Origin of the sequence: Oryzomicrobium sp., from assembly GCF_021287045.1 — a bacterium.
Taxonomy (GTDB): domain Bacteria; phylum Pseudomonadota; class Gammaproteobacteria; order Burkholderiales; family Rhodocyclaceae; genus Oryzomicrobium.
Map to the genome: position 1 here is coordinate 102,259 of NZ_JAJTBG010000005.1, position 21,661 is coordinate 123,919.

General features: G+C 68.9%; 17 protein-coding genes. 5 read left to right on the top strand and 12 right to left on the bottom strand.

The genetic code is table 11. From position 1 onward, the window contains the following. Window positions 1-109 precede the first annotated feature (109 nt). The 7 genes from LWW89_RS06955 to LWW89_RS06985 form a co-directional block, all read right to left on the bottom strand. Window positions 110-820, bottom strand: a complete 711-nt coding sequence (locus LWW89_RS06955) for an ABC transporter ATP-binding protein (RefSeq protein WP_293263140.1) — start codon at window positions 818-820, stop codon at window positions 110-112. Continuing rightward, window positions 813-1,622, bottom strand: coding sequence for an ABC transporter ATP-binding protein (locus tag LWW89_RS06960; RefSeq protein ID WP_293263142.1), 810 nt, complete (start codon window positions 1,620-1,622; stop codon window positions 813-815). Before LWW89_RS06960 ends, LWW89_RS06955 begins: the two co-directional genes overlap by 8 nt. Continuing rightward, entirely contained in the window at window positions 1,619-2,728 is a 1,110-nt protein-coding gene (locus LWW89_RS06965; RefSeq protein WP_293263144.1) for an ABC transporter ATP-binding protein, read from the bottom strand. Before LWW89_RS06965 ends, LWW89_RS06960 begins: the two co-directional genes overlap by 4 nt. Further along, entirely contained in the window at window positions 2,728-3,651 is a 924-nt protein-coding gene (locus tag LWW89_RS06970) for a branched-chain amino acid ABC transporter permease (protein ID WP_293263146.1), read from the bottom strand. Before LWW89_RS06970 ends, LWW89_RS06965 begins: the two co-directional genes overlap by 1 nt. 63 nt (window positions 3,652-3,714) lie before the next feature. Beyond that, entirely contained in the window at window positions 3,715-4,986 is a 1,272-nt protein-coding gene (locus tag LWW89_RS06975) for a branched-chain amino acid ABC transporter substrate-binding protein (RefSeq protein ID WP_293263148.1), read from the bottom strand. Between the two features lie 260 nt (window positions 4,987-5,246). Next, the gene (locus LWW89_RS06980) at window positions 5,247-5,555 is read right to left on the bottom strand and encodes a c-type cytochrome (protein ID WP_293263150.1); all 309 of its coding nucleotides are present in this window, start codon (window positions 5,553-5,555) and stop codon (window positions 5,247-5,249) included. Between the two features lie 366 nt (window positions 5,556-5,921). After that, on the bottom strand, window positions 5,922-7,451 hold the full coding sequence (locus tag LWW89_RS06985; protein WP_293263152.1) for a protein adenylyltransferase SelO: 1,530 nt from the start codon (window positions 7,449-7,451) through the stop codon (window positions 5,922-5,924). A gap of 291 nt (window positions 7,452-7,742) precedes the next feature. Between LWW89_RS06985 and LWW89_RS06990 the strand changes: the two genes are divergently transcribed. Next, window positions 7,743-8,420, top strand: a complete 678-nt coding sequence (locus tag LWW89_RS06990) for a c-type cytochrome (RefSeq protein WP_293263154.1) — start codon at window positions 7,743-7,745, stop codon at window positions 8,418-8,420. 141 nt (window positions 8,421-8,561) lie between these two features. Here the strand turns inward: LWW89_RS06990 and ilvD are convergent, their stop codons facing one another. Then, window positions 8,562-10,412 (bottom strand): dihydroxy-acid dehydratase, encoded by a 1,851-nt coding sequence (gene ilvD / locus LWW89_RS06995; protein ID WP_293263156.1) that lies wholly within the window; start codon window positions 10,410-10,412, stop codon window positions 8,562-8,564. A gap of 190 nt (window positions 10,413-10,602) precedes the next feature. Here ilvD and lgt point away from each other — a divergent pair, with 190 nt between their 5' ends. From lgt to LWW89_RS07010, 3 genes are all read left to right on the top strand, one after another. Beyond that, window positions 10,603-11,412, top strand: coding sequence for a prolipoprotein diacylglyceryl transferase (gene lgt / locus LWW89_RS07000; RefSeq protein WP_293263158.1), 810 nt, complete (start codon window positions 10,603-10,605; stop codon window positions 11,410-11,412). 71 nt (window positions 11,413-11,483) lie between these two features. Continuing rightward, window positions 11,484-12,863 (top strand): malonyl-CoA decarboxylase, encoded by a 1,380-nt coding sequence (locus LWW89_RS07005; RefSeq protein ID WP_293263160.1) that lies wholly within the window; start codon window positions 11,484-11,486, stop codon window positions 12,861-12,863. Window positions 12,864-12,948: 85 nt separating this feature from the next. Continuing rightward, window positions 12,949-13,425: a VOC family protein gene (locus LWW89_RS07010; protein WP_293263162.1), complete on the top strand. Its 477-nt coding sequence runs from the start codon at window positions 12,949-12,951 to the stop codon at window positions 13,423-13,425. 130 nt (window positions 13,426-13,555) lie between these two features. Here LWW89_RS07010 and LWW89_RS07015 read toward each other — a convergent pair whose 3' ends face one another. Beyond that, a complete protein-coding gene (locus LWW89_RS07015) occupies window positions 13,556-15,430 on the bottom strand; it encodes a 7TM diverse intracellular signaling domain-containing protein (protein WP_293263164.1) in 1,875 nt (624 codons plus the stop codon). 161 nt (window positions 15,431-15,591) lie between these two features. Here LWW89_RS07015 and LWW89_RS07020 point away from each other — a divergent pair, with 161 nt between their 5' ends. After that, window positions 15,592-16,782, top strand: coding sequence for a hypothetical protein (locus tag LWW89_RS07020; RefSeq protein WP_293263166.1), 1,191 nt, complete (start codon window positions 15,592-15,594; stop codon window positions 16,780-16,782). A gap of 123 nt (window positions 16,783-16,905) precedes the next feature. Here LWW89_RS07020 and accC read toward each other — a convergent pair whose 3' ends face one another. The 3 genes from accC to meaB all read right to left on the bottom strand — a co-directional run bounded on the left by accC (window position 16,906) and on the right by meaB (window position 21,634). Next, entirely contained in the window at window positions 16,906-18,897 is a 1,992-nt protein-coding gene (accC, locus tag LWW89_RS07025) for an acetyl-CoA carboxylase biotin carboxylase subunit (protein ID WP_293263168.1), read from the bottom strand. Between the two features lie 69 nt (window positions 18,898-18,966). Then, complete coding sequence (locus LWW89_RS07030) at window positions 18,967-20,499, bottom strand: acyl-CoA carboxylase subunit beta (RefSeq protein ID WP_293263170.1); 1,533 nt, start codon at window positions 20,497-20,499, stop codon at window positions 18,967-18,969. A gap of 61 nt (window positions 20,500-20,560) precedes the next feature. Then, window positions 20,561-21,634: a methylmalonyl Co-A mutase-associated GTPase MeaB gene (gene meaB / locus LWW89_RS07035; protein WP_293263172.1), complete on the bottom strand. Its 1,074-nt coding sequence runs from the start codon at window positions 21,632-21,634 to the stop codon at window positions 20,561-20,563. Between the last annotated feature and the right edge of the window lie 27 nt (window positions 21,635-21,661).

Genomic DNA, 21,661 nt, shown 5'->3' on the forward strand with positions numbered 1-21,661 from the left:
CGGGCAGGGAGCAGACTACATCGGGGCCGCGATGTGCGGCTTTGCCTTGCGGCAAAAATGGCGGAAACGCCGCCGGGGCGCACGACCAGCGTCGCATCCCCCCGGCGCCCTATTCCCCCAGGTAGGCCGCCCGCACCCGGGGATCGGCAAGCAGGCGGGGGGCGTCGTCGGCCAGGGTCACTTCGCCGGATTCGAGCACGTAGCCCCGGTCGGCGGCTTGCAACGCCAGACGGGCGTTCTGCTCCACCAGCAATACCGTGACGCCGGCAGCGCGCACCTCGCGGATCACCTCGAAGACCTTCTGCACCATCAGCGGCGCCAGGCCCATGGAAGGCTCGTCGAGCAGCAGCAGGCGCGGCTCGCCCATCAGGGCCCGGGCGATGGCCAGCATCTGCTGTTCGCCGCCGGATAGGGTGCCGGCCAGCTGGGCGCGCCGCTCCTTGAGGCGCGGCATCAGGGCGTAGGCCCGCTCCAGGCCTCGGGCCAGGGCCTGGCGGCCGGCCCGGCCGGAGAGGGAGTAGGCGCCCATGTCCAGGTTCTCTTCCACCGTCAGGCGGGCGAACACACCCCGGCCCTCGGGCACCAGGGCGATGCCGGCGCGGATCAGCTCGTGGGGCGCCAGTTCGGCCAGCTCCCGACCCTCGTAGCGCAGGCTGCCGGCGGCGGGCAGTTGCCGGGCCAGGGCCTTGAGGGTGGAGGTCTTGCCTGCGCCGTTGGCGCCGATCAGGGCCACCAGTTCGCCGGCGTTGACGTGGAAGGTGATGCCCTTGACGGCGCGGATGCCGCCGTAGGCCACGGCCAGGCCGGTGACTTCAAGCATGGCCGCCCTCCCCCGCTCCACCCTGGCCCGCCTCGTCCGGTGCGGCACCCAGGTAGGCCTCGATCACCCGGGGGTCGCGCTGCACCACCGCCGGCACGTCCTCCACCACCAGTTGGCCGTAGTCGAGCACCGCCACCCGGTCGCACAGGCCCATCACCAGCTTCACGTCGTGCTCGATCAGCAGCACGGTGACGCCGTCGGCGCGGATGCCGGCGATCAGGGTGCGCAGGGCGGCGCGCTCGGTGGCGTTCATGCCCGCCGCCGGCTCGTCCAGGCACAGCAGACGCGGCTCGGTGGCCAGGGCCCGGGCGATCTCCAGGCGGCGCTGGTCGCCGTAGGAGAGGTGCTTGGCCAGGTCGTGAGCCCGGTCGGCGATGCCCACGTAGTGGAGCAGCTCATCGGCGCGCCGGGCGATGGCCGCTTCCTCGGCCCGGGTGCGCGGATCGCGCAGGATGGCGCCGATCACCCCGGCCCGGGTGCGCACGTGGCGGCCGACCATGACGTTCTCCCGGGCCGTCATGTGGGCGAACAGGCGGATGTTCTGGAAGGTCCGGGCGATGCCGCGCCTGGCCGCCTGGTGGGGCGCGCTGGCTTTGAGCGGCGCCCCGGCGAAGGTGAAGCCGCCGCCGTCCGGGGCGTACAGGCCGGTCAGGCAATTGAAGAAGGTGGTCTTGCCGGCGCCGTTGGGGCCGATCAGGCCGTAGATTTCCCCGGGGGCGATGGACAGGGACACGTCCTTGAGGGCCTTCACCCCGCCGAAGTCCTTGGCCACTCCCCGGGCGTCGAGCAGGGGGGCGCTCATGGGCCGCTCCGCTTCAGTTCGCGCTTACGCAGGGGCGAGGGCCACAGCCCCGCCGGGCGGTAGAGCATGACCAGGATCAGGGCCAGGCCGAAGAGCAGCATGCGCAGGCTTTCCGGGTCCACCACCACGTGGCCGAACAGGTATTTTTGCACCGGCACCGCGGCGTAGCGGAAGGCCTCCGGCAGCAGCGACAGCAGCACGGCGCCGAGGATCACCCCGGGGATGTGGCCCATGCCGCCCAGCACCACCATGCACAGCACCATCACCGATTCCATCAGGCTGAAGGATTCGGGGCTGACGAAGGCCTGGAAGCCGGCGAACAACCCACCGGCCACGCCGCCGAAGCTGGCCCCCATGGCGAAGGCGAGCAGCTTGATGTTGCGCGTGTCGATGCCGCAGGCCTTGGCCGCCACCTCGTCCTCGCGGATCGCCACCCAGGCCCGGCCGATGCGCGAGTTCTCCAGGCGCAGGGTGACGAACACCACCCCCAGGGCGAGCAGCAGGAAGACGTAGTAGGTGGCCGCCAGGGGCAGCAGGGTGATGCCGGCCACCACCACCGGCTTGGCCAGGGAAACGCCGAAGAAGGCCAGGGGGTCGATGCCCGACACGCCCTGGGGGCCGTTGGTGATGTTCACCGGGGCGTTCAGGTTGTTGAGGAAGATGCGCACGATCTCGCCGAAGCCCAGGGTAACGATGGCCAGGTAGTCGCCACGCAGGCGCAGGGTGGGTGCCCCCAGGATGACGCCGAACAGCCCGGCCAGGGCCGCCCCGGCGGGCAGGATGGCCCAGGCCGGCAGATGCAGGCCGAAGTGGGGCGAGGCGAGCAGGGCGTACATGTAGGCGCCCACGGCGTAGAAGGCGATGTAGCCCAGGTCGAGCAGCCCTGCGAAGCCGACCACGATGTTGAGCCCGAGGGCGAGCATCACGTAGAGCACGGCGAAGTTGAGGGTGCGCAGCCAGGCGTTGCCCAGGCCGAGCACCCCGCCCACCAGCCAGGGCAGCAGCGCCAGCAGCAGGGCCAGGCCGGCGTAGGCGACCCATACCCGGGCGGGGATGGGGGCGGAGACCGGGGCGCGGCCGGCGGCGGAAGCGGGAGCGGCCGCCATCACGCCCGCTCCGCGACTTTTTCGCCGACCAGGCCCGAGGGGCGGAACACCAGCACGGCGATCAGGACGAAGAAGGCGAACACGTCCTGGTAGTTGGAACCGAAGAAGCCGCCGGTCAGGTCGCCGATGTAGCCGGCCCCCAGGGACTCGATCAGGCCGAGCAGGATGCCGCCGACCATGGCCCCGGCCAGGTTGCCGATGCCCCCCAACACGGCGGCGGTGAAGGCCTTCAGGCCGAGGATGAAGCCCATGTAGTAGTGGGCGATCGAATAGTTGGCGCTGACCATCAGCCCGGCCAGGGCCGCCAGGGCCGAGCCAAGGACGAAGGTCAGGGAGACGATGCGGTTCACGTCCACCCCCATCAGCTGGGCGATGGCCGGATTCTCGGCGGTGGCGCGCATCGCCCGGCCCAGCTTGGTGCGCAGCACCAGCAGCATCAGGCCGGCCATGGTCAGGGCGGCGAGCAACACGGTGAGCACCTGGAGCAGGGTAATGGTGGCGCCGAACACGTCGTACTGGCGTTCCGGCACCAGGTTGGGAAAGGCGTGGTAGTTGCGCCCCCACACCATCATGGCACCGTTTTGCAGCACAATCGACACGCCGATGGCGGTGATCAGCGGCGCCAGCCGGGGCGCGCCGCGCAGGGGGCGGTAGGCGATGCGCTCGACGGTGTAGCCCACCGCCATGCACAGCAGGGCGGCTACGGCCAGGCCGGCCAGGGCCGCCAGGGGCAGGGGCACGCCCAGGCCAAGCAATCCGGTGATGGTCGAATAGGCGGTCAGGGCACCGAGCATGACCACCTCGCCGTGGGCGAAGTTGATCAGGCCGAGGATGCCGTAGACCATGGTGTAGCCCAGGGCGACCAGGGCGTAGATGCTGCCCAGGACCAACCCGTTGATGATCTGCTGGATGAAGATGTCCATGGCCCGTCGCCTTTGGGTCCAGCATGGAAAAACGGCGCCTGGGAAGGCGCCGTCGCGGTTGGTTTATTTTTGCCCGTCGCCCTTGGCCGGGACAGGGGCGTCGCCGCCGGAGCCACCGGCGCCGCCGCCCACGGTCTCGACGAATTGCAGCTTGCCGCCGACGTACTTGTAGAGCGAGATGGGGCCGCTCTTCAGGTCGCCCTTGGCGTCGAAGGCGATGCGGGCGGTGACGCCCTGGTAGTCGGTCTTGGCCACCTCCGGCAGGTACTTGGCCGGGTCCGCCGAGCCGGCGCGCTTCATGGCGTCGGCCAGCACCATGGTGGCGTCGTAGACGTAGGGCGCGTAGAGCTGGATGTCGGTGTTGAACTTGACCTTGAACTTGTTCACGAAGGCCGGCCCGCCGGGCATCTTGTCCAGGGGCACCCCGGGCAGGGAGCACATCTGGCCCTCGGCGGCCTCGCCGGCCAGTTTCATGAATTCGGGGGTGCAGCCGCCGTCGCCGGTGAGGAAGTTGGACTTGATGCCCAGTTCACGCAGCTGCTTCATCAGGGGCCCGGCCTGGGCGTCCATGCCGGCATAAACGATCAGGTCGGGCTTTTTCGACTTGATCTTGGTGAGGATGGCCTTGAAGTCGGTGGCCTTATCGTTGGTGAATTCCCGGGCCACCACCTCGCCGCCGTTGGCCTTGATCGACTTCTCGACCTCGTCGGCCAGGCCCTGGCCGTAGGCGGTGCGGTCGTCCACCAGGGCGATCTTCTTCGCCCCCAGCGCCTTCACCCCGTACTCGCCCAGCACCAGGCCCTGCTGCACGTCGTTGGTCATGACGCGGAAGGCGGTGTTGAAGCCCTGCTGGGTGTACTTGGGGTTGGTGGCCGAGCCGGACACCTGGGGAATGCCGGCGTCGAAGTAGATCTTCGAGGCCGGGATGGTGGTGCCGGAATTGAGGTGGCCGACGATGCCGTTCACCTTGGCGTCCACCAGCTTCTGGGCAACGATGGTGCCCTGCTTGGGATCGGCCTGATCGTCCTCGGAAAGCAGCTCGAACTTGGCCTTGGCGCCGCCGATCTCGACGCCCTGGGCGTTGAGGTCGTCGATGGCGAGCAGGGCGCCGTCCTCGTTGTCCTTGCCCAGGTGGGCCTGGGGCCCGGTGAGGGGGCCAACGTGGCCGATGCGCACGGTGATCGTCGGCGCGGCAGCCGGAGCCGCGGCGGGGGCGGCCGCCGGCTTGGGCTCTTCCTTGTTGCCGCAGCCGGCCAGGGCGGCGGCGATCAGCAGGGCCAGGGGCACCGCGCTGGCAAGGGGATGGGCCGGGCGGGCAGGGCAAGTCTTGGTCATGGTTCCGATTCTCCGCAGGGTTCGGACAGGGTCCGGAAACGCCGCACCCGGTTCGGGCAGGGCGGCAGGGGAAAACGTACGGCCGACAACACAAAGAGCTTTCCGGGCCATTCTGCGAGTGGCCGCTTTTGCCTGTCAATCAGGCGCCGCACAAGCCCTGCGCGGTTTTTCACGGTCCGGCACGATGCACCAAAATGGACACAAAAAAAGCCGGGAGTCCTGGGACTCCCGGCTTTTTGCGCACTGCGGTCAGGCGAGGCTCACTTCTGGGACAGGACCCACTTCACCAGCTTGTGCAGATCGTCGTCGCTGACAGCGGCGTTGGGGGGCATCGGGACGGGGCCCCAGACGCCGGAACCGCCCTTCTTCACCTTCTCGACCAGCTTGGCTTCGGCGGTCTTGTCGCCGGCGTACTTCTTGGCCACGTCCTTGTAGGACGGACCGACCAGCTTCTTGTCGACGGCGTGGCAGGCCAGACAGCCCTTGGACTTGGCCAGGGCTTCGTCAGCCTGGGCGGCACCGGCGGACAGCAGGCCGGCGACGGCCAGGAGGGACAGGATTGCTTTCATGATCTCGCTCCGTGATTGATTGGTTGAACAACAGCTCGGGGATGGTACTGGCTTTTGCCCCCCTTGGGAACGCCGCGCCTACCGTCAAAACTACCTAACAGCGGGGTCGCCGGGCCGTTTTCCGCCGGATGCGGGCCAGGCGGTTAACGCGCCGGTCCGGCCCGGCGTTGACCTTGCGCGGCGTGCCCGGCATCCCGGGCCGGCCCGGCCTCAGGCGCACGCCGCCGCCGGCGGCCGCGCCGGATACTTGAAAAAAATTAATACATCCGGCCCGCGCAAAATCGAAGGTCCGCGCCAATACTTGATCTTGACGATAGGCCCCGCGCAATACATGAGAAAAATTAATGTATCGCGGACAAGGCGCCATCAGGTGCCGCAGAAGGTCTGGTAGGAGGCGGTGAAGCCGGCCGCCGCCGGCTCGGCGTAGCAGGCATCTTCCGGGCGTTCGTCGTAGGGCCGGCGCAGGGCCGCCAGCAGCGCCTCGAAGGGGGCCAGGTCGCCCCGGTCGGAGGCGGCGGCCAGGGCCTCCTCGACCCGGTGGTTGCGCGGGATGATCAAGGGATTGGCCCGGCGCATCCGCGCGGCCCGGGCGGCCCAGGCTGCGGCGGGAGCGTCGCCGCCCTCTTCGGCGGCACAGCGCGCCCGCCAGCGGGCCAGCCAGGCCGCCAAGGCGGGCTGGTCAGGGAGCAGGGCGGCCAGGGCCGTACCCCCTGCCGCCACGCCCCCTGCGCCGGCCGCATCCGCCAAATGCCGCCAAGCCAGGGTGAAGTCGGCCCGGGCGGCCTGGAGCAGGGCCAGCCAGTCGGCGGCCAGGGCCACGTCCGCCTCATCGTCTTCCGCGCCGCTGCCTGCTGCGATCAGGCCCAGCTTGGCCCGCATCGTCGCCAGCCAGCAGGCCTGGTAGTCGGCGACGAAGCCGTCCACCGCCCCGGTGGCCAGGGCCACGGCCTCGCCGCTATCCTCGGCCAGCAGGGGCACCAGGGTTTCCGCCAGGCGGGCCAGGTTCCACTGGGCGATGGCGGGCTGGTTGGCGTAGGCGTAGCGGCCGTATTCGTCGATCGAACTGAACACCGTCCCCGGGTCGTAGGCCTCCATGAAGGCGCAGGGGCCGTAGTCGATGGTCTCGCCGGGAATGCTCATGTTGTCGGTGTTCATCACCCCGTGGATGAAGCCCACGCCCATCCAGCAGGCCACCAGCTCGGCCTGGCGCCGCACCACGGCGCGAAGGAAATCCAAGTAGGGCGCGGTGCCGCCGGCCAGGTCCGGGTAATGGCGGGCGATGGCGTAGTCGGCCAGTTGCCGCACCCGGTCATGGTCGCCCCGGGCGGCGAAGAACTGGAAGGTGCCAACCCGCAGGTGGCTGGCCGCCACCCGGGTGAGGACGGCGCCGGGCAGGGGCGCGCCCCGGGCCACCGCCTCGCCGGTGCCGGCCACGGCCAGGGCCCGGGTGGTGGGAATACCCAGGGCGTGCATGGCCTCGCCGATCAGCACCTCGCGCAGCATCGGGCCCAGGGCGGCCTTGCCGTCGCCGCGCCGGGCGAAGGGGGTGGGGCCCGAGCCCTTGAAGGCGATGTCGCGCCGTGCGCCGTGACGGTCCAGCACCTCGCCGATCAGCAGGGCCCGGCCGTCGCCGAGCTGGGGCGAGAAGCCGCCGAACTGGTGGCCGGCGTAGGCCTGGGCGATGGGCTCGGCCCCGTCCGGTAGGGCGTTGCCGGCGAACAGGTCGGCCAGTTGCCCGGCATCCAGGGACGCCAGGTCCAGGCCCAGCTCCTCGGCCAGGGCGGCGTTGAGGAACAGCAGCCGGGGCGCCGGGGCCGGCTGGGGCTGCCAGGGGACGTAGAAGCCGGACAGGTCCCGGGCGTAGCTGTTGTCGAAGGTGAAACCGCTTTTGAACATGAAATCCTCTCGACCCAAGAGCTGCGGGGAAACCGCCCGCGCCGGGCCATGTCGATGTTAGACCGGGCAAACCGGAAATCGGCACCCGAGCGCGCCATGGCGCTGGGCCAAGGCGGTCGCCCGACGACGAACGCCGTGCCGACCTGGGGCCAGGGGCTCTGCCGTACCGGAAGCCCCGGCGCGCCATTCCGGAGATTTGCGCTGGATCAATGAAGCTCGGAGCATTGCCGAAACGGCGAAAAAAATGACGTTAAAATCGCAAGGTTTGCCATTCAACTCAGGGAGAAACCGATGTTTCCTCGGCTGACCGGACGCCTTGCCCGGCTACGCCCGCATGGCCTGCTGGCCGCCTTGCTGGTACCGCTGACCCTGCTCGGACCGCTCGACGCGGCCGCCCAGGGCGAAAAGCCCATCGACCTGGTCAAGGCCTGGGAAGCCGACGCCGGCAAGAAGACCAGCGCCATCGGCGCGGGCAAGAAGGCCGCGTTCTTCTGCGCCAATTGCCACGGGGATGATGGCAACAGCCGCTACCCGGAAGTTCCCAACCTGGCCGCGCAAAATTCCGCCTACCTGGTGGAGCAGATCCGCAAGTTCGGCAGCGGCGAGCGCAAGGACGACTTCATGCAGGGCCTGATCAAGGTGCTCAACGACGAGCAAAAGGCCCAGATCGCCCTGTTCTACGCCGACGCCAAGGTCAGCCCGATCAAGGCCGGCGCAGTGGGCGACATCAACCGGGGCAAGGGCCTGTTCAGCCGGGTGTGCAGCGGCTGTCACGGCGCCGAGGCCAAAGGCAACGAGACCATTCCGCGGCTGGCCGGCCAGCAGGGCGAATACCTGAAGAAATCCCTGCTTCGCTATCGCAACAAGAGCGGCGAGCGTCTCTACGCGCCGATGAGCGCGGTGACCGCCCAGTTGAGCGACAGCGACGTGGAAGCGGTGGTGGCCTACCTGTCGGCCCTCAAGAACTGATCCGGCATCGCGCCGGGCACCTGGCGCCTAGCCAGGCGCCGATGCGACGAAGGGGCTCCCGCGGGAGCCCCTTCGCTTTTGTCCCGCGCCACACCTCGATTCTCCAGCCGGAGGACCGGAAAACCGAGGCCGCGCCGGGGATCAACGCTTGAGCTGGGACAGGTCGCGCACCGCGCCCCGGTCGGCCGAGGTGGCCATCAGGGCGTAGGCTTGCAGGGCTACCGACACCTTGCGCTCCCGGTCGGCCGGCTTCCAGGCGGCGTCGCCCTTGGCGTCCATGGCGGCACGGCGGGCAGCCAGCTCGGCGTCGCTGATCTTGAGCTGGATCGAGCGGTTGGGGATGTCGATCTCGATGGTGTCGCCGGTTTCCACCAGGCCGATGGCGCCGCCCTCGGCGGCTTCGGGCGAGGCGTGGCCGATGGACAGGCCCGAGGTGCCGCCGGAGAAGCGGCCGTCGGTGAGCAGGGCGCATTCCTTGCCCAGGCCGCGGGACTTGAGGTACGAGGTCGGGTAGAGCATTTCCTGCATGCCCGGGCCGCCCTTGGGGCCTTCGTAGCGCACGATCACCACGTCGCCGGACACCACCTCGCCTTCGAGGATGCCCTTGACCGCGTCGTCCTGGCTTTCATAGACCCGGGCGTGACCGGTGAACTTGAGGATGGAGTCGTCCACCCCGGCGGTCTTCACGATGCAGCCGTTCTCGGCGATGTTGCCGTAGAGCACGGCCAGGCCGCCGTCCTGGGAATAGGCGTTTTCCTTGTTGCGGATGCAGCCGTGGGTGCGGTCCAGGTCCAGTTCAGGGTAGCGCCGCTCCTGGGAGAAGGCCGTCTGGGTGGGCACGCCGCCCGGGGCAGCCTTGAAGAATTCGAGCACGCCCAGGGACGGGGTGCGCATCACGTCGTGGGTGTCGATGGCTTCGCCCAGGGTCTTGGCATGGACGGTGGGCACGTCGCGGTGGATCAGGCCGGCCCGGTCCATTTCGCCGAGGATGCCCATGATGCCGCCGGCCCGGTGCACGTCCTCGATGTGGTACTTCTCGGTGGCCGGGGCCACCTTGGCCAGGCAGGGCACCTGGCGCGAGATGCGGTCGATGTCGGACAGGGTGAAGTCCACCCCGCCTTCCTGGGCGGCGGCCAGTATGTGCAGCACGGTATTGGTGGAACCGCCCATGGCCACGTCCAGGCTCATGGCGTTCTCGAAGGCCTGCTTGCTGGCGATGGCCCGGGGCAGCACCGAGGCGTCGTCCTGCTCGTAGTAGCGGCGCGCCAGTTCGACGACCTGCCGGCCGGCGGCGAGGAACAGCTTCTTGCGGTCGGCGTGGGTCGCCACCACGGTGCCGTTGCCCGGCAGGGACAGGCCCAGGGCTTCGGTCAGGCAGTTCATCGAGTTGGCGGTGAACATGCCGGAACAGGAGCCGCAGGTGGGGCAGGCGGAACGCTCGAAGGCGGCCACGTCCTCGTCGGAACAGGAGCTGTCGCCGGCCTTGATCATGGCGTCGATCAGGTCGATGGCGATGGTCTTGCCCTGCCATTGCACTTTGCCCGCCTCCATGGGGCCGCCGGAGACGAAGATCGCCGGGATGTTGAGGCGCATGGCGGCCATCAGCATCCCCGGGGTGATCTTGTCGCAGTTGGAGATGCACACCATGGCGTCGGCGCAGTGGGCGTTGACCATGTACTCCACGGAATCGGCGATCAGGTCCCGGGAGGGCAGGCTGTAGAGCATGCCGTCGTGGCCCATGGCGATGCCGTCGTCCACGGCGATGGTGTTGAATTCCTTGGCGATGCCGCCCGCCGCCTCGATCTCGCGGGCCACCAGCTGGCCCAGGTCCTTGAGGTGCACGTGGCCCGGGACGAACTGGGTGAAGGAGTTCACCACGGCGATGATCGGCTTGCCGAAATCGCCTTCCTTCATGCCGGTGGCGCGCCACAGGGCGCGGGCGCCGGCCATGTTGCGGCCATGGGTGGAGGTGCGGGAACGGTACTGGGGCATGGTGCGGACTCCTGGAACCTGGGTGCAAAAGCCTAGTGGGCCTGGCAGGCCTGACGGGGAACAAAAAGCCGCATGGCCGACGCACCCCGTGAGCAGGCTCGGGGGTGGTCCGCCTGGGGCGGACCGGCGAGGGCGATGCGGCGTAACGCCTATAATCTTGCCATTCTATCCGCGAAAGAACGGCTCGCCCATGCTCGTCCACCCCCAGTTCGACCCCGTCGCCCTGGCCATCGGCCCCCTGGCCGTGCGCTGGTATGGCCTGATGTACCTGCTGGCCTTCCTGCAATTCTGGTTTCTCGGCCGGCGCCGCGCCCTGGCCAGCGCCGGCCAGGCCAAGCCGTGGAGCGTCGAGGAGCTGGACGACCTGCTCTTCTGGGGCGCCATCGGCGTGGTGCTCGGCGGCCGCCTCGGCCAGGTGCTGTTCTACGAGCCGGGCTACTACTTCAGCCACCCCCTGGAGATCGTGGCGGTGTGGAAGGGCGGCATGAGCTTCCACGGCGGCTTTCTCGGCGTCCTCGCTGCCTTCACCCTGTTCGCGCACAAGACCGGGCGCAGCTGGTTCCAGGTGGCCGACTTCGTTGCGCCCCTGGTGCCCCTGGGCCTGTTCTTCGGGCGCATCGGCAACTTCATCAACGGCGAGCTGTGGGGCCGCCCGGCGGACCCGTCCTTGCCCTGGGCGATGGTCTTCCCCCAGGTGGACAGCCTGCCGCGCCACCCGTCCCAGCTCTACGAGGCCGGCCTGGAAGGGCTGGTGCTGTTCGCCGTGCTGTGGCTGTATTCGGCCACGCCGCGCCCCGCCGGCCGGGTGTCGGGCCTGTTTCTGATCGGCTACGGCCTGGCCCGCTTCGTCGGCGAATTCTTCCGCACTCCGGACGACGGCATCTTCGGCCTGTCCACCACCGTCAGCATGGGCCAGTGGCTGTCCCTGCCGATGATCGCCGCCGGCCTGTGGCTGCTGCTGCGCCGCGCTCCAGCCACCGCTCCGAAACCGGCGCCCTGAGCCATTCTGCGCGGCACGGCGGTTGACTCCCCTTCTTCGTGGGGCAGAATCGGGAGGTCAAGGAGGGAATCATGACCAGCACCGCTCACGCCGCCGCCCAGCCCGCCCCCGTGGAAGGACTCCCGGCCAAGGAACTGGAGCGCATCCGCGCCCAGTTGCAAGAATGCGCCGCCAGCCTGGGTGGCGAGGTCTCGGCACGCAACCGGGCCGCGCGCCTGGGCGAGACCTACCTCAAGCTCGACGCCGCCGGCCGCCGCGCCGTGCTGCAATTGATCGCCCGGGATTTCGGCCCGGACCCGGTCAAGGTGGCCAGCGCCCACGCCACCTGGCAATCGTCCATCGGCACCCCGGCCGAGGGCGAGGCGGAGGCGGCCCTGCGCGCCGCCATGCGCTCGGCGCGCATCCGCATCATGACCCAGTTCCTCGCCCTGCCCCAGGGCGTCAAGTTCCTGGTGGACCTGCGCGCCGACCTGCTGCGCTTCCTGCCCCACGCCCCCGAACTGGCGGTGCTCGACCGGGAACTGGAAGCGCGCCTGTCGGCCTGGTTCGACGTGGGCTTCCTGGAATTGCAGCGGCTCACCTGGCATTCCCCCGCCGGCCTGCTGGAAAAGCTGATCGCCTACGAGGCGGTGCATGAAATCCAGTCCTGGGCCGACCTGAAGAACCGGGTCGATTCGGACCGGCGCTGCTACGCCTTCTTCCACCCCCGCATGCCCGACGAGCCTCTGATCTTCGTCGAGGTGGCCCTGTGCGACCACCTGGCCGGCAACGTCCAGGATCTGCTCGACGTGCATGCCCCGGTGTTCGACCCGAAACGGGCCGACACCGCCATCTTCTACTCGATCTCCAACACCCAGACCGGGCTGCGCGGCGTGTCCTTCGGCAACTTCCTGCTGAAGCGGGTGATCGACGACCTGAAGCGCGACTACCCGCGCCTCGACACCTTCGCCACCCTGTCGCCGCTCCCCGGCTTCCGCGCCTGGAGCGAGGCCCACGGCGACAAGGAGAGCGACGCGGCGCCAGGCGAGTGGGCCCGGGCCTTTCCCGAGGTCGAGCGGCAGCGCATCGCCAAGCTGGCCGGCATCGCCCCCACCCTGCACGCCATCCGCAACCTGCTCGCCACCCCGGCCTGGGCCGGCCTCGACGCCGACCCCCGCCTGGTGGGCGCCCTGCGCGACGGGCTGGAGCGCCTGGCCGCCCGCTACCTGGTCACCGCCACCCTGAAGGGCAAGCCCCGGGACCCGGTGGCCCGCTTCCACTTGGGCAACGGTGCCCGCATCGAGCGCCTCAACATGCTCGCCGACACCTCGGCCAAGGGTTACGGCCAGTCCTACGGAATGATGGTGAACTACCTGTACCGGCCCGAGGACATCGAGGAAAACGTGGAAGCCCTGCTGCGCGACGGCACCATCGCCGCCGTGGCCAAGGTGCGCCGCGCCGCCCGGGACTGAGCGGGGCCACGCCCTGTGCTCCCCGGAAACCGGGCGCCGCCATGCGTATAATTATGAATTTTTAACGCATTCAAGGAGAAACCCCATGAGCCAGCGTCCGTTCAAGGTGCTCGGTATCCAGCAGATCGCCATCGGCGGCCCGTCCAAGGACAAGCTCAAGACCCTGTGGGTGGACATGCTCGGCCTGGAGGTCACCGGCAATTTCGTGTCCGAGCGCGAGAACGTGGACGAGGACATCTGCGCCATGGGCAAGGGCCCCTTCAAGGTGGAAGTGGACCTGATGCAGCCCCTGGACCCGGAAAAGAAGCCGGCGGTGCACGCCACCCCGCTCAACCACGTGGGCCTGTGGATCGACGACCTGCCCAAGGCGGTGGAATGGCTCAGCGCCAACGGCGTGCGCTTCGCCCCGGGCGGCATCCGCAAGGGCGCGGCCGGCTTCGACATCTGCTTCCTGCACCCCAAGGGCAATGAGGAAGCCCCGATCGGCGGCGAAGGGGTGCTGATCGAACTGGTCCAGGCGCCCCAGGAAGTGGTGGCCGCCTTCGCCAAGCTGGCCGGCTGACGTCCCGCCAATCCCGCCGGCTGCACCTATGCAACGGCGGCCAGTTGCGGGGTGGCGCGGAGGCGGCGCCCCCTACCCCGCCGCCGGCTTGCGGGCAATCACTCCGGGGCCGTGCGGCCCCACCGCCCGCTTACTCCGGCGCGGTGGAATAGGCGTTGCGGCCGGCGTTCTTGGCCGCGTACATGGCCCTGTCGGCCTGTTGCAGCAGCGTCTGGGCGTCCGTGCCGTGGTCCGGGTAGATGGCCACGCCGACGCTGGCACCGATCTGGAGTTTGATCCCCTGGATCTCGAAGGGCGCCGACAGGCTGGAAACCACGCCCCGGGCGATGCTCTCCACGTCTTCCCGGTAGCGCACGTCGTCGAGCAGCAGGACGAACTCGTCGCCCCCCAGGCGCGCCACCGTATCGCTGTTGCGCACCAGGGACACCAGGCGCCGAGCCACCGCCGACAGCAGCTCGTCGCCGACCCCGTGGCCGAACTGGTCGTTGATCGGCTTGAAGCGGTCCAGGTCGATCAGCAGCACGGCGAAGCGCTTGCCGTTGCGCCGCGCCAGGCTCACCGCCTGGCCCAGGCGGGCGTCGAGCAGCAGCCGATTGGCCACCCCGGTGAGGGGGTCCTGGTGGGCCATCTGCTGCAACAACCGCTCGCTTTCCTGGAGGCGCGTGTTGGCATCGGCCAGGTCCCGGGTCCGTTCCGCCACCCGATTCTCCAGTTCCCGTTCCGAACGCAGCAGCGCCTCCACCATGTCGTGCTTGGTCTGGAGGGCTTCGGCCTGGGCCGCTGCCCGTTCCTGGCGGGCGACGTGGATGCGGTCGGCCAGGGCGAAGGAAAACAGCAGCATCTCCAGGGCCGAGCCGATCTGCATGGCGTTGGAGGTGAACACGTTGGTCGGCAGCCAGCCCAGGTTGCGCAACCCCAGGGCACCCACCCCCACCAGCAGCAAGGACCAGGCGAGCAGGAACCAGCGGGCCCCCTGATCACCCCGGCGCAGGCAGTAGATGGCCACCGCCACCGCCACGGCGGAGAAGGCCACCCCCACCAGGGAGGTGAACACCGCCGCCGGCCGGTAGGCAAGGTACAGGGGCGCCAAGGCCGCCGCGGCGAACCCCAGGGTGAGGGCCAGCAGCAGCCGGTCGATGCGTGGGTAGCGCCCCCGGGTCATCAGGAACTGGCGGGTGAACAGGGCGCCGAAGAAGCCGGTGGCAGCGAAGCCGCTCGGCAGGGCCACGTTGCCCCAGGCCGGCAGGCCGGGCCAGAGGAACTGGTTGCCCAGGCCGTTGAGGGAAAGCTGGCCCACCGCCATGGCTGCGACGAAGGCCACGTAGACCAGGTAGATGCGCTCGCGCAGGGAAAAGTAGAGCAGCAGGTTGTACAGCCCCAGGGCCAGCAACATGCCGTAGTAGAGGGCCAGGGCGGCGTAGATTTCCTGGTTGTGCACCTGGAAGGCCCGGGGTGCCCACAGGGTCACCGGAGCGGTCAGGGAACCTTCGGACTGGATGCGCACGTACAGGGTACGGCTCTCCCCCGGCGGCAGGATCAGGGGAAAGACGAAATGGCGATGGGGAAAGGCCCGGGCGGAAAAGGGCTGGCGGTCGCCGGCGCTCTGCTCGGTCACGCCGTCGGGGCCATCCACGTAGAGGGTGACCCGGTCCAGGGAGGCGTAGCCCACCTCCACCAGCCACTCGTTCCCCGGCACCGTTCCGGACCCGGCCTGCACCGTGGCGCGCAGCCAGTAGGCGCTGGCCGAATAACCGAAATTGACGTCCGACCCCTGGCCGCTCAAAGGGCTGAAACGCCCGGATTCGGCCTTCACCCCGGCCAGGGACAGGGTGGCGGACGGATCTTCGAGCACTTCGAGGAAGGGCGTCAGGGACTGGCCCTGGGCCAGGGGCGCCAGGGTCAGGGCCGGAGCGGCAGCCCACGCACCCTTCGCCGCCGAGCCGACCGCAAGGACGAACCAGAGCAGGCACAACCAGTAACGAAGGAGGGGCGAAGGCGGGGGCAAGGGCGGAACCACGGAGAGCAATGCAAATATTGTATCAATACTGCATGCCAGCTTTTGTCAGCCAGCCGGAATAAATCGCGGCGAATTGCGAGCAATGGCGGCCCCCGCCATGGATTATCATCCTCGGGCTTGCCCACCCCGCCTTCCTCGCCTGTTTCGCCGTGACCCTGCCTTCCCCCCTCCACGCCTTCCAGTCCGCCCTGCTCGGTTTCCTGCGCCGGGGCAACGGGAGCGACGCCGCCGCCATGGCCGAGGCCCTGCGCCGCTTCGCCCGGGAACGGCCCCGGAACGAAGCCGAACTGTGGGATGGCGGCACCGCCTTCTACGACGCTCTGGCTGCGGCTGGAGAGCCCCCCGGCGATGCCCAGCGGTTGTGGAGCACCCGGCTGGAGCGGCAGATGCGGCGCAGCCAGCGCGGCGGCGACCTGGACCCGACCTTGACCCGCGAACTGGCCACCCTGCGCGCCGCCCTGCCGGTGCCGGAATCCGCCGGCACGCCGCCGCCCCTCCCTCCTCAACTGGCCGCCCTGGCGGGCCTGCTCGGCCGCAGCCTGGACCCGGCCCTGCTGGCCGCCTGGAACGCCGCTGGCCGGCAGTTGGCCCAGGCCTGGAACGGCGCCGTGCGGCCCGAGTGGGAGGGACTGCGCCGCAGCTCCGCCGCCCTGTGCGCCGCCGCCACCGCCCTGGCCCCGGAGCAACCCGATGCCGTGGCCCTGGCCGTGGCCCTGGCCGACGCCCTGGAGCGGCTGGAAGGCATGGATGGCCGGGACGATCCGCCAGCCGACGTCCGGGCCGCCCTGGCCGCCACCCTGGAAGCCTTCGCCGAGGAAGACGCCCCCGCCCGCCCCGGCTTCGCCGACCGGGTGGCCCACCTGGCCCGGCGCCTCGACGCCATCGCCAAGGCACCGGCCCATGCCGGACAAGGCGAACAGGGTACGTTCGGTACGTTCGCTGCGGCGGCGCCGGCCGAACGCCCCTTCGGCTCCCTGTCCGTCGCCGCCGAGTTCGCCGCCGAGGCGGCGGAGCGCCTGGCCGAACTGCGCGAGGCCCTGCACCGCTATCCGCCGGACCGCCACGCCCTGGCCCTGGGCGCAGCCGAACTGGCCGACGAGGCCGCCGGCCACGGGCTCGCGCCCCTGGCCGAAGTGGCCCAGCTGCTGTCCCGGGCGGTGGATTTCGGCGCCCCCGACCTGGAATCGGCCACGGTGCGCGCGCGCCTCGAGTCGGCCCTGGAAGGCATGTCGGGCCAGATCGACGCGGTGGCCGAAGACCGCTGGCCCGCCCCCCTGCCCCGCCTGGCGGCGGCCCTGGCCGCCTTCGTCGGCGAGCGGGAACCGGGCGCGCCCTGCTGAAACTTTCGAGCGCCAGCGCCCCGGGCGGCATGTTCCGCGCACCATGAAAAAAGGGACCCGCAGGTCCCTTTTTTCATCGGCGGCCCGCCGCGTTGCGGCGGCGGACGCGGACGGATCAGGCGATCACTCGAACTCGATGATGATCTGATCCACCGACAGGGATTCCCCGGCGGCGGCGGAGATCTTCTTCACCTTGCAGTCCTGTTCGGCCTTGAGGATGTTTTCCATCTTCATGGCTTCGATCACCGCCAGCTTCTCGCCGGCCTTGACCTCCTGGCCCACGCTCACCGCCACTTCGCGCAGCAGGCCGGGCATGGGGGAGAGCAGGAACTTGGAGAGGTCGGGGGCGGCCTTTTCCGGCATGAGAGCCAGCAGTTCGGCGGCGCGGGCGGACATCACCATCATGTCGGCGCGGGTGCCCCAGTGGAACAGCTGGTAGGTCATGCGGTGACGTTCCACCTGGAGGGTGAATTCCTCGCCGTTGCAGGTGCCGTTGAACAGGGATTGGCCCTGGCGCCAGTCGGACAGGATCTCGTACTGCTCGCCGTTGTAGTCGACCAGATAGCCGCCGGCGACGGGCTTGGCCACCACCGGGTAGCGCTCGCCGCTACGGATCACCACCCACTCGTCGCCCACCTTGCGCTCGTGGCCGGGCAGCTGGCCGGAGACCTGGGCGGCCCGGTCCAGGTAACGGCGATGCACGAAGGCGGCCACCGAGATCAGCAGGGCCGGATCGTCGTGGGGCACCATCGAGGCGTCGAAGCCCTTCGGGTATTCCTTGGCGATGAAGCCGGTGTCGAAGATGCCGGACTGGAAGCGCGGGTGCTGCATCAGCGCCGCCTGGAACGGGATGTTCGAGGAGATGCCGCGGATGACGAAGCCGTTCAGGGCGTCGCGCATGCGGCCGATGGCCTCGGCCCGGTCCTTGCCGTGCACGATCAGCTTGGCGATCATCGAGTCGTAGTACATCGAAATCTCGCCGCCGTCGTAGACGCCGGTATCGACGCGCACCTCGCCGGCCACTTCGGCCGGCGGCTGGAACTTCACCAGGCGGCCGGTGGAGGGCAGGAAGCCGCGGAACGGGTCTTCGGCGTTGATCCGGCATTCCATGGACCAGCCGTTGATCTTCACGTCGGCCTGAGTCAGGGGCAGCTTTTCGCCGTAGGCGACGCGGATCATCTGCTCCACCAGGTCGAGGCCGGTGATCAGCTCGGTGACCGGGTGCTCCACCTGGAGGCGGGTGTTCATCTCCAGGAAGTAGAACTCCTTGGTGGCGCCGGAGACCACGAACTCCACCGTGCCGGCGGATTCGTAATTCACGGCCCGGGCCAGGGCCACGGCCTGCTCGCCCATGGCCTTGCGCATCTCGGGATCGACGAAGGGGCTCGGCGCCTCTTCGATGACCTTCTGGTGACGGCGCTGGATGGAGCAGTCGCGCTCGTTCAGGTACACGTAGTTGCCGTGGGAGTCGCCCAGCACCTGGATTTCGATGTGGCGCGGTTCCAGCACGTACTTTTCGATGAAGACCCGGTCGTCGCCGAAGGAGTTACGGGCTTCATTGACGCAGGAGGAGAAGCCTTCATGGGCTTCAGCGTCGTTGTAGGCCACGCGCAGGCCCTTGCCGCCGCCGCCGGCGGAGGCCTTGATCATCACCGGATAGCCGATCTTCTTGGCGATCTCGACAGCCTCGTCGGGACCGGAGATGGCTTCGTTGTAGCCGGGGATGGTGTTGACCTTGGCTTCGATGGCGAGCTTCTTGGACTCGATCTTGTCGCCCATCTTGGCGATGGAGTAGTGCTTCGGGCCGATGAACTTGACGCCCTCTTCCTCCAGGCGGCGGGAGAACTCGGCGTTCTCGGAGAGGAAGCCGTAACCGGGGTGCACCGCTTCGGCACCGGTCGCTTTGCAGGCGGCGATGATCTTGTCGGCGACCAGGTAGGATTCCTTGGAAGCGGCCGGGCCGATGCAGACGGCTTCGTCGGCCATCTCCACGAACAGGGCGTCCTTGTCGGCCTCGGAGTAGACGGCGACGGTCTTGATGCCCATCTTGCGGGCGGTCTTGATGACGCGGCAGGCAATTTCGCCGCGGTTGGCAATCAGGATTTTCTTGAACATTTATGCAACCTCTCTCAACACAGAGAACACAGAGGAGCGGCCTCCGTGTCGAATGCGGTTAATCGTTGATCAGAGCGGGATGTTGCCGTGCTTGCGCCACGGATTCTCGACCTTCTTGTCGCGCAGCATGGCCAGGGAGCGGCAGATGCGCTTGCGGGTCTCGTGGGGCATGATCACGTCGTCGATGAAGCCGCGGGCGCCGGCCACGAAGGGGTTGGCGAACTTGGCCTTGTACTCGGCTTCGCGCTCGGCCAGCTTGGCGGGGTCGTTCTTCTCTTCGCGGAAGATGATCTCCACGGCGCCCTTGGGGCCCATCACGGCGATCTCGGCGGAGGGCCAGGCGAAGTTCACGTCGCCACGCAGGTGCTTGGACGACATCACGTCGTAGGCGCCGCCGTAGGCCTTGCGGGTGATCAGGGTGACCTTGGGCACGGTGCATTCGGCGTAGGCGTAGAGCAGCTTGGCGCCGTGCTTGATGATGCCGCCGTATTCCTGGGAGGTGCCGGGCATGAAGCCCGGGACGTCCACCAGGGTCACCACCGGGATGTTGAAGGCGTCGCAGAAGCGCACGAAGCGGGCGGCCTTGATCGAGGACTTGATGTCCAGGCAGCCGGCCAGCACCAGGGGCTGGTTGGCGACGATGCCCACCGGGTGGCCGTCGAAGCGGGCGAAGCCGGTGATGATGTTCTTGGCGTAGTCGGGCTGGATCTCGAAGAAGTCACAGTCATCAACCATCTTGATGATCAGTTCCTTCATGTCGTAGGGCTTGTTCGCGTTGTCCGGCACCAGGGTGTCCAGCGAGTAATCCAGGCGGTCGGCCGGGTCGCTGGTGGGCTGCACCGGGGGCTTTTCCCGGTTGTTGGCGGGCAGGAAGTTCACCAGGCGGCGCAGGTAGTTGAGCGCCTCCACGTCGTTCTCGAAGGCCAGGTCGGCCACGCCGGACTTGCTGGTGTGGGTCACGGCGCCGCCCAGTTCCTCGGCGGTCACTTCCTCGTGGGTCACGGTCTTCACCACTTCGGGGCCGGTGACGAACATGTAGGAGGAATCCTTCACCATGAAGATGAAGTCGGTCATGGCCGGGGAATACACAGCGCCGCCGGCGCAGGGGCCCATGATCATGGAGATCTGCGGGATCACGCCGGAGGCCATGACGTTGCGCTGGAACACGTCGGCGTAGCCGCCCAGGGAGGCCACGCCTTCCTGGATGCGGGCGCCGCCCGAGTCGTTGAGGCCGATCACCGGGGCGCCGACCTTCATGGCGTGGTCCATGACCTTGCAGATCTTCTCGGCGTGGGTTTCGGACAGGGAGCCGCCGAACACGGTGAAGTCCTGGGAGAACACGAACACCACGCGGCCGTTGATGGTGCCGTAGCCGGTCACCACGCCGTCGCCCGGGTTCTTGGTCTCGGCCATGCCGAAGTCGGTGCAGCGGTGCTCCTTGAACATGTCCCACTCTTCGAAGGAGCCCGGGTCGAGCAGCAGCTCGATGCGTTCGCGGGCGGTCAGCTTGCCCTTGGCGTGCTGGCTGTCGATGCGCTTCTGGCCACCGCCGAGGCGGGCGGCTTCGCGCTTTTTCTCCAGCAGATGAATGATGTCGTGCATAAAAATCTCCCTCGGAAGAGTTCGCGTTCTACTGTCTAACGGAGCGCCATGAAATCATGGCTCACAGCGGGCTGGCGTCGGCCGACGCCGATCCCGCCGCAATGTTGGGGGCAGGCGGAGCCTGCAAGTGGCCGAGCAGCCGGTAGGCCGCCGCCGTCGGCGTGGTGCGCCCGGCATCCACCTGGTCGAGCAGTGCGGGCAGATCGGCCTGCACCGCCGGATGATGGCGGAAGAACTGGCGCAGGCCGGAATCGATCAGGTTCCACATCCAGGCCCGGGCCTGGTGGCGGCGCTTGGCCTCGAACTCGCCGCTGGGGGTGAGGGCGTCCCGGTAGGCCAGGACCTGTTCCCAGAACTCGACGATGCCTTCCTTGTGCAGGGCCGACAGGGTCAGCACCGGCGGCGCCCAGTGCGGGCTGGCGTGGCGCAGGAAGTGCAGGGCGTTCTTCCACTGGGCGCGCACCACCTGGGCAGCGCGGGGGTCGATGTCGGCCTTGTTGATGACCACCATGTCGGCGATCTCGACGATGCCCTTCTTGATCGCCTGCAAGTCGTCGCCGGCGTTGGGCAGCTGCAGCAGGCAGAACATGTCCACCATGCCGGCCACGGCGGTTTCCGACTGGCCGACGCCGACGGTCTCGACGATGATCACGTCGAAGCCGGCGGCCTCGCACAGCAGCATGGCCTCCCGGGTCTTCTCGGCGACTCCGCCCAGGCTGCCGGCGGACGGGCTCGGGCGGATGAAGGCTTCCTCGCGCTGGCACAGGGTCTCCATGCGCGTCTTGTCGCCCAGGATGGAACCGCCCGTCACCGAGGACGAGGGGTCCACCGCCAGCACCGCCAGGCGGTGCCCACGGTCGATGAGGTAGGTGCCCAGGGCCTCGATGAAGGTGGACTTGCCGGCACCGGGCACGCCGGAGATGCCGATGCGGATGGCCCGGCCGGTATGCGGCATGAGGGCGCCCAGCACCTGCTGGGCCCGCTCCTGGTGGTCGCGCCGGGTCGATTCGATCAGGGTGATGGACTTGGCCAGGGCGCGCCGCTGCCGCGCCAGCACCCCGTCCACCAGGGATTGGTCGGCGGGGGGCAACGGCGCGCCGCCGGCTGCCATGGCGGCGCCGGCGGATGCGGCCATTCCGGAAGTCCCGGTGATCCCGGTCAT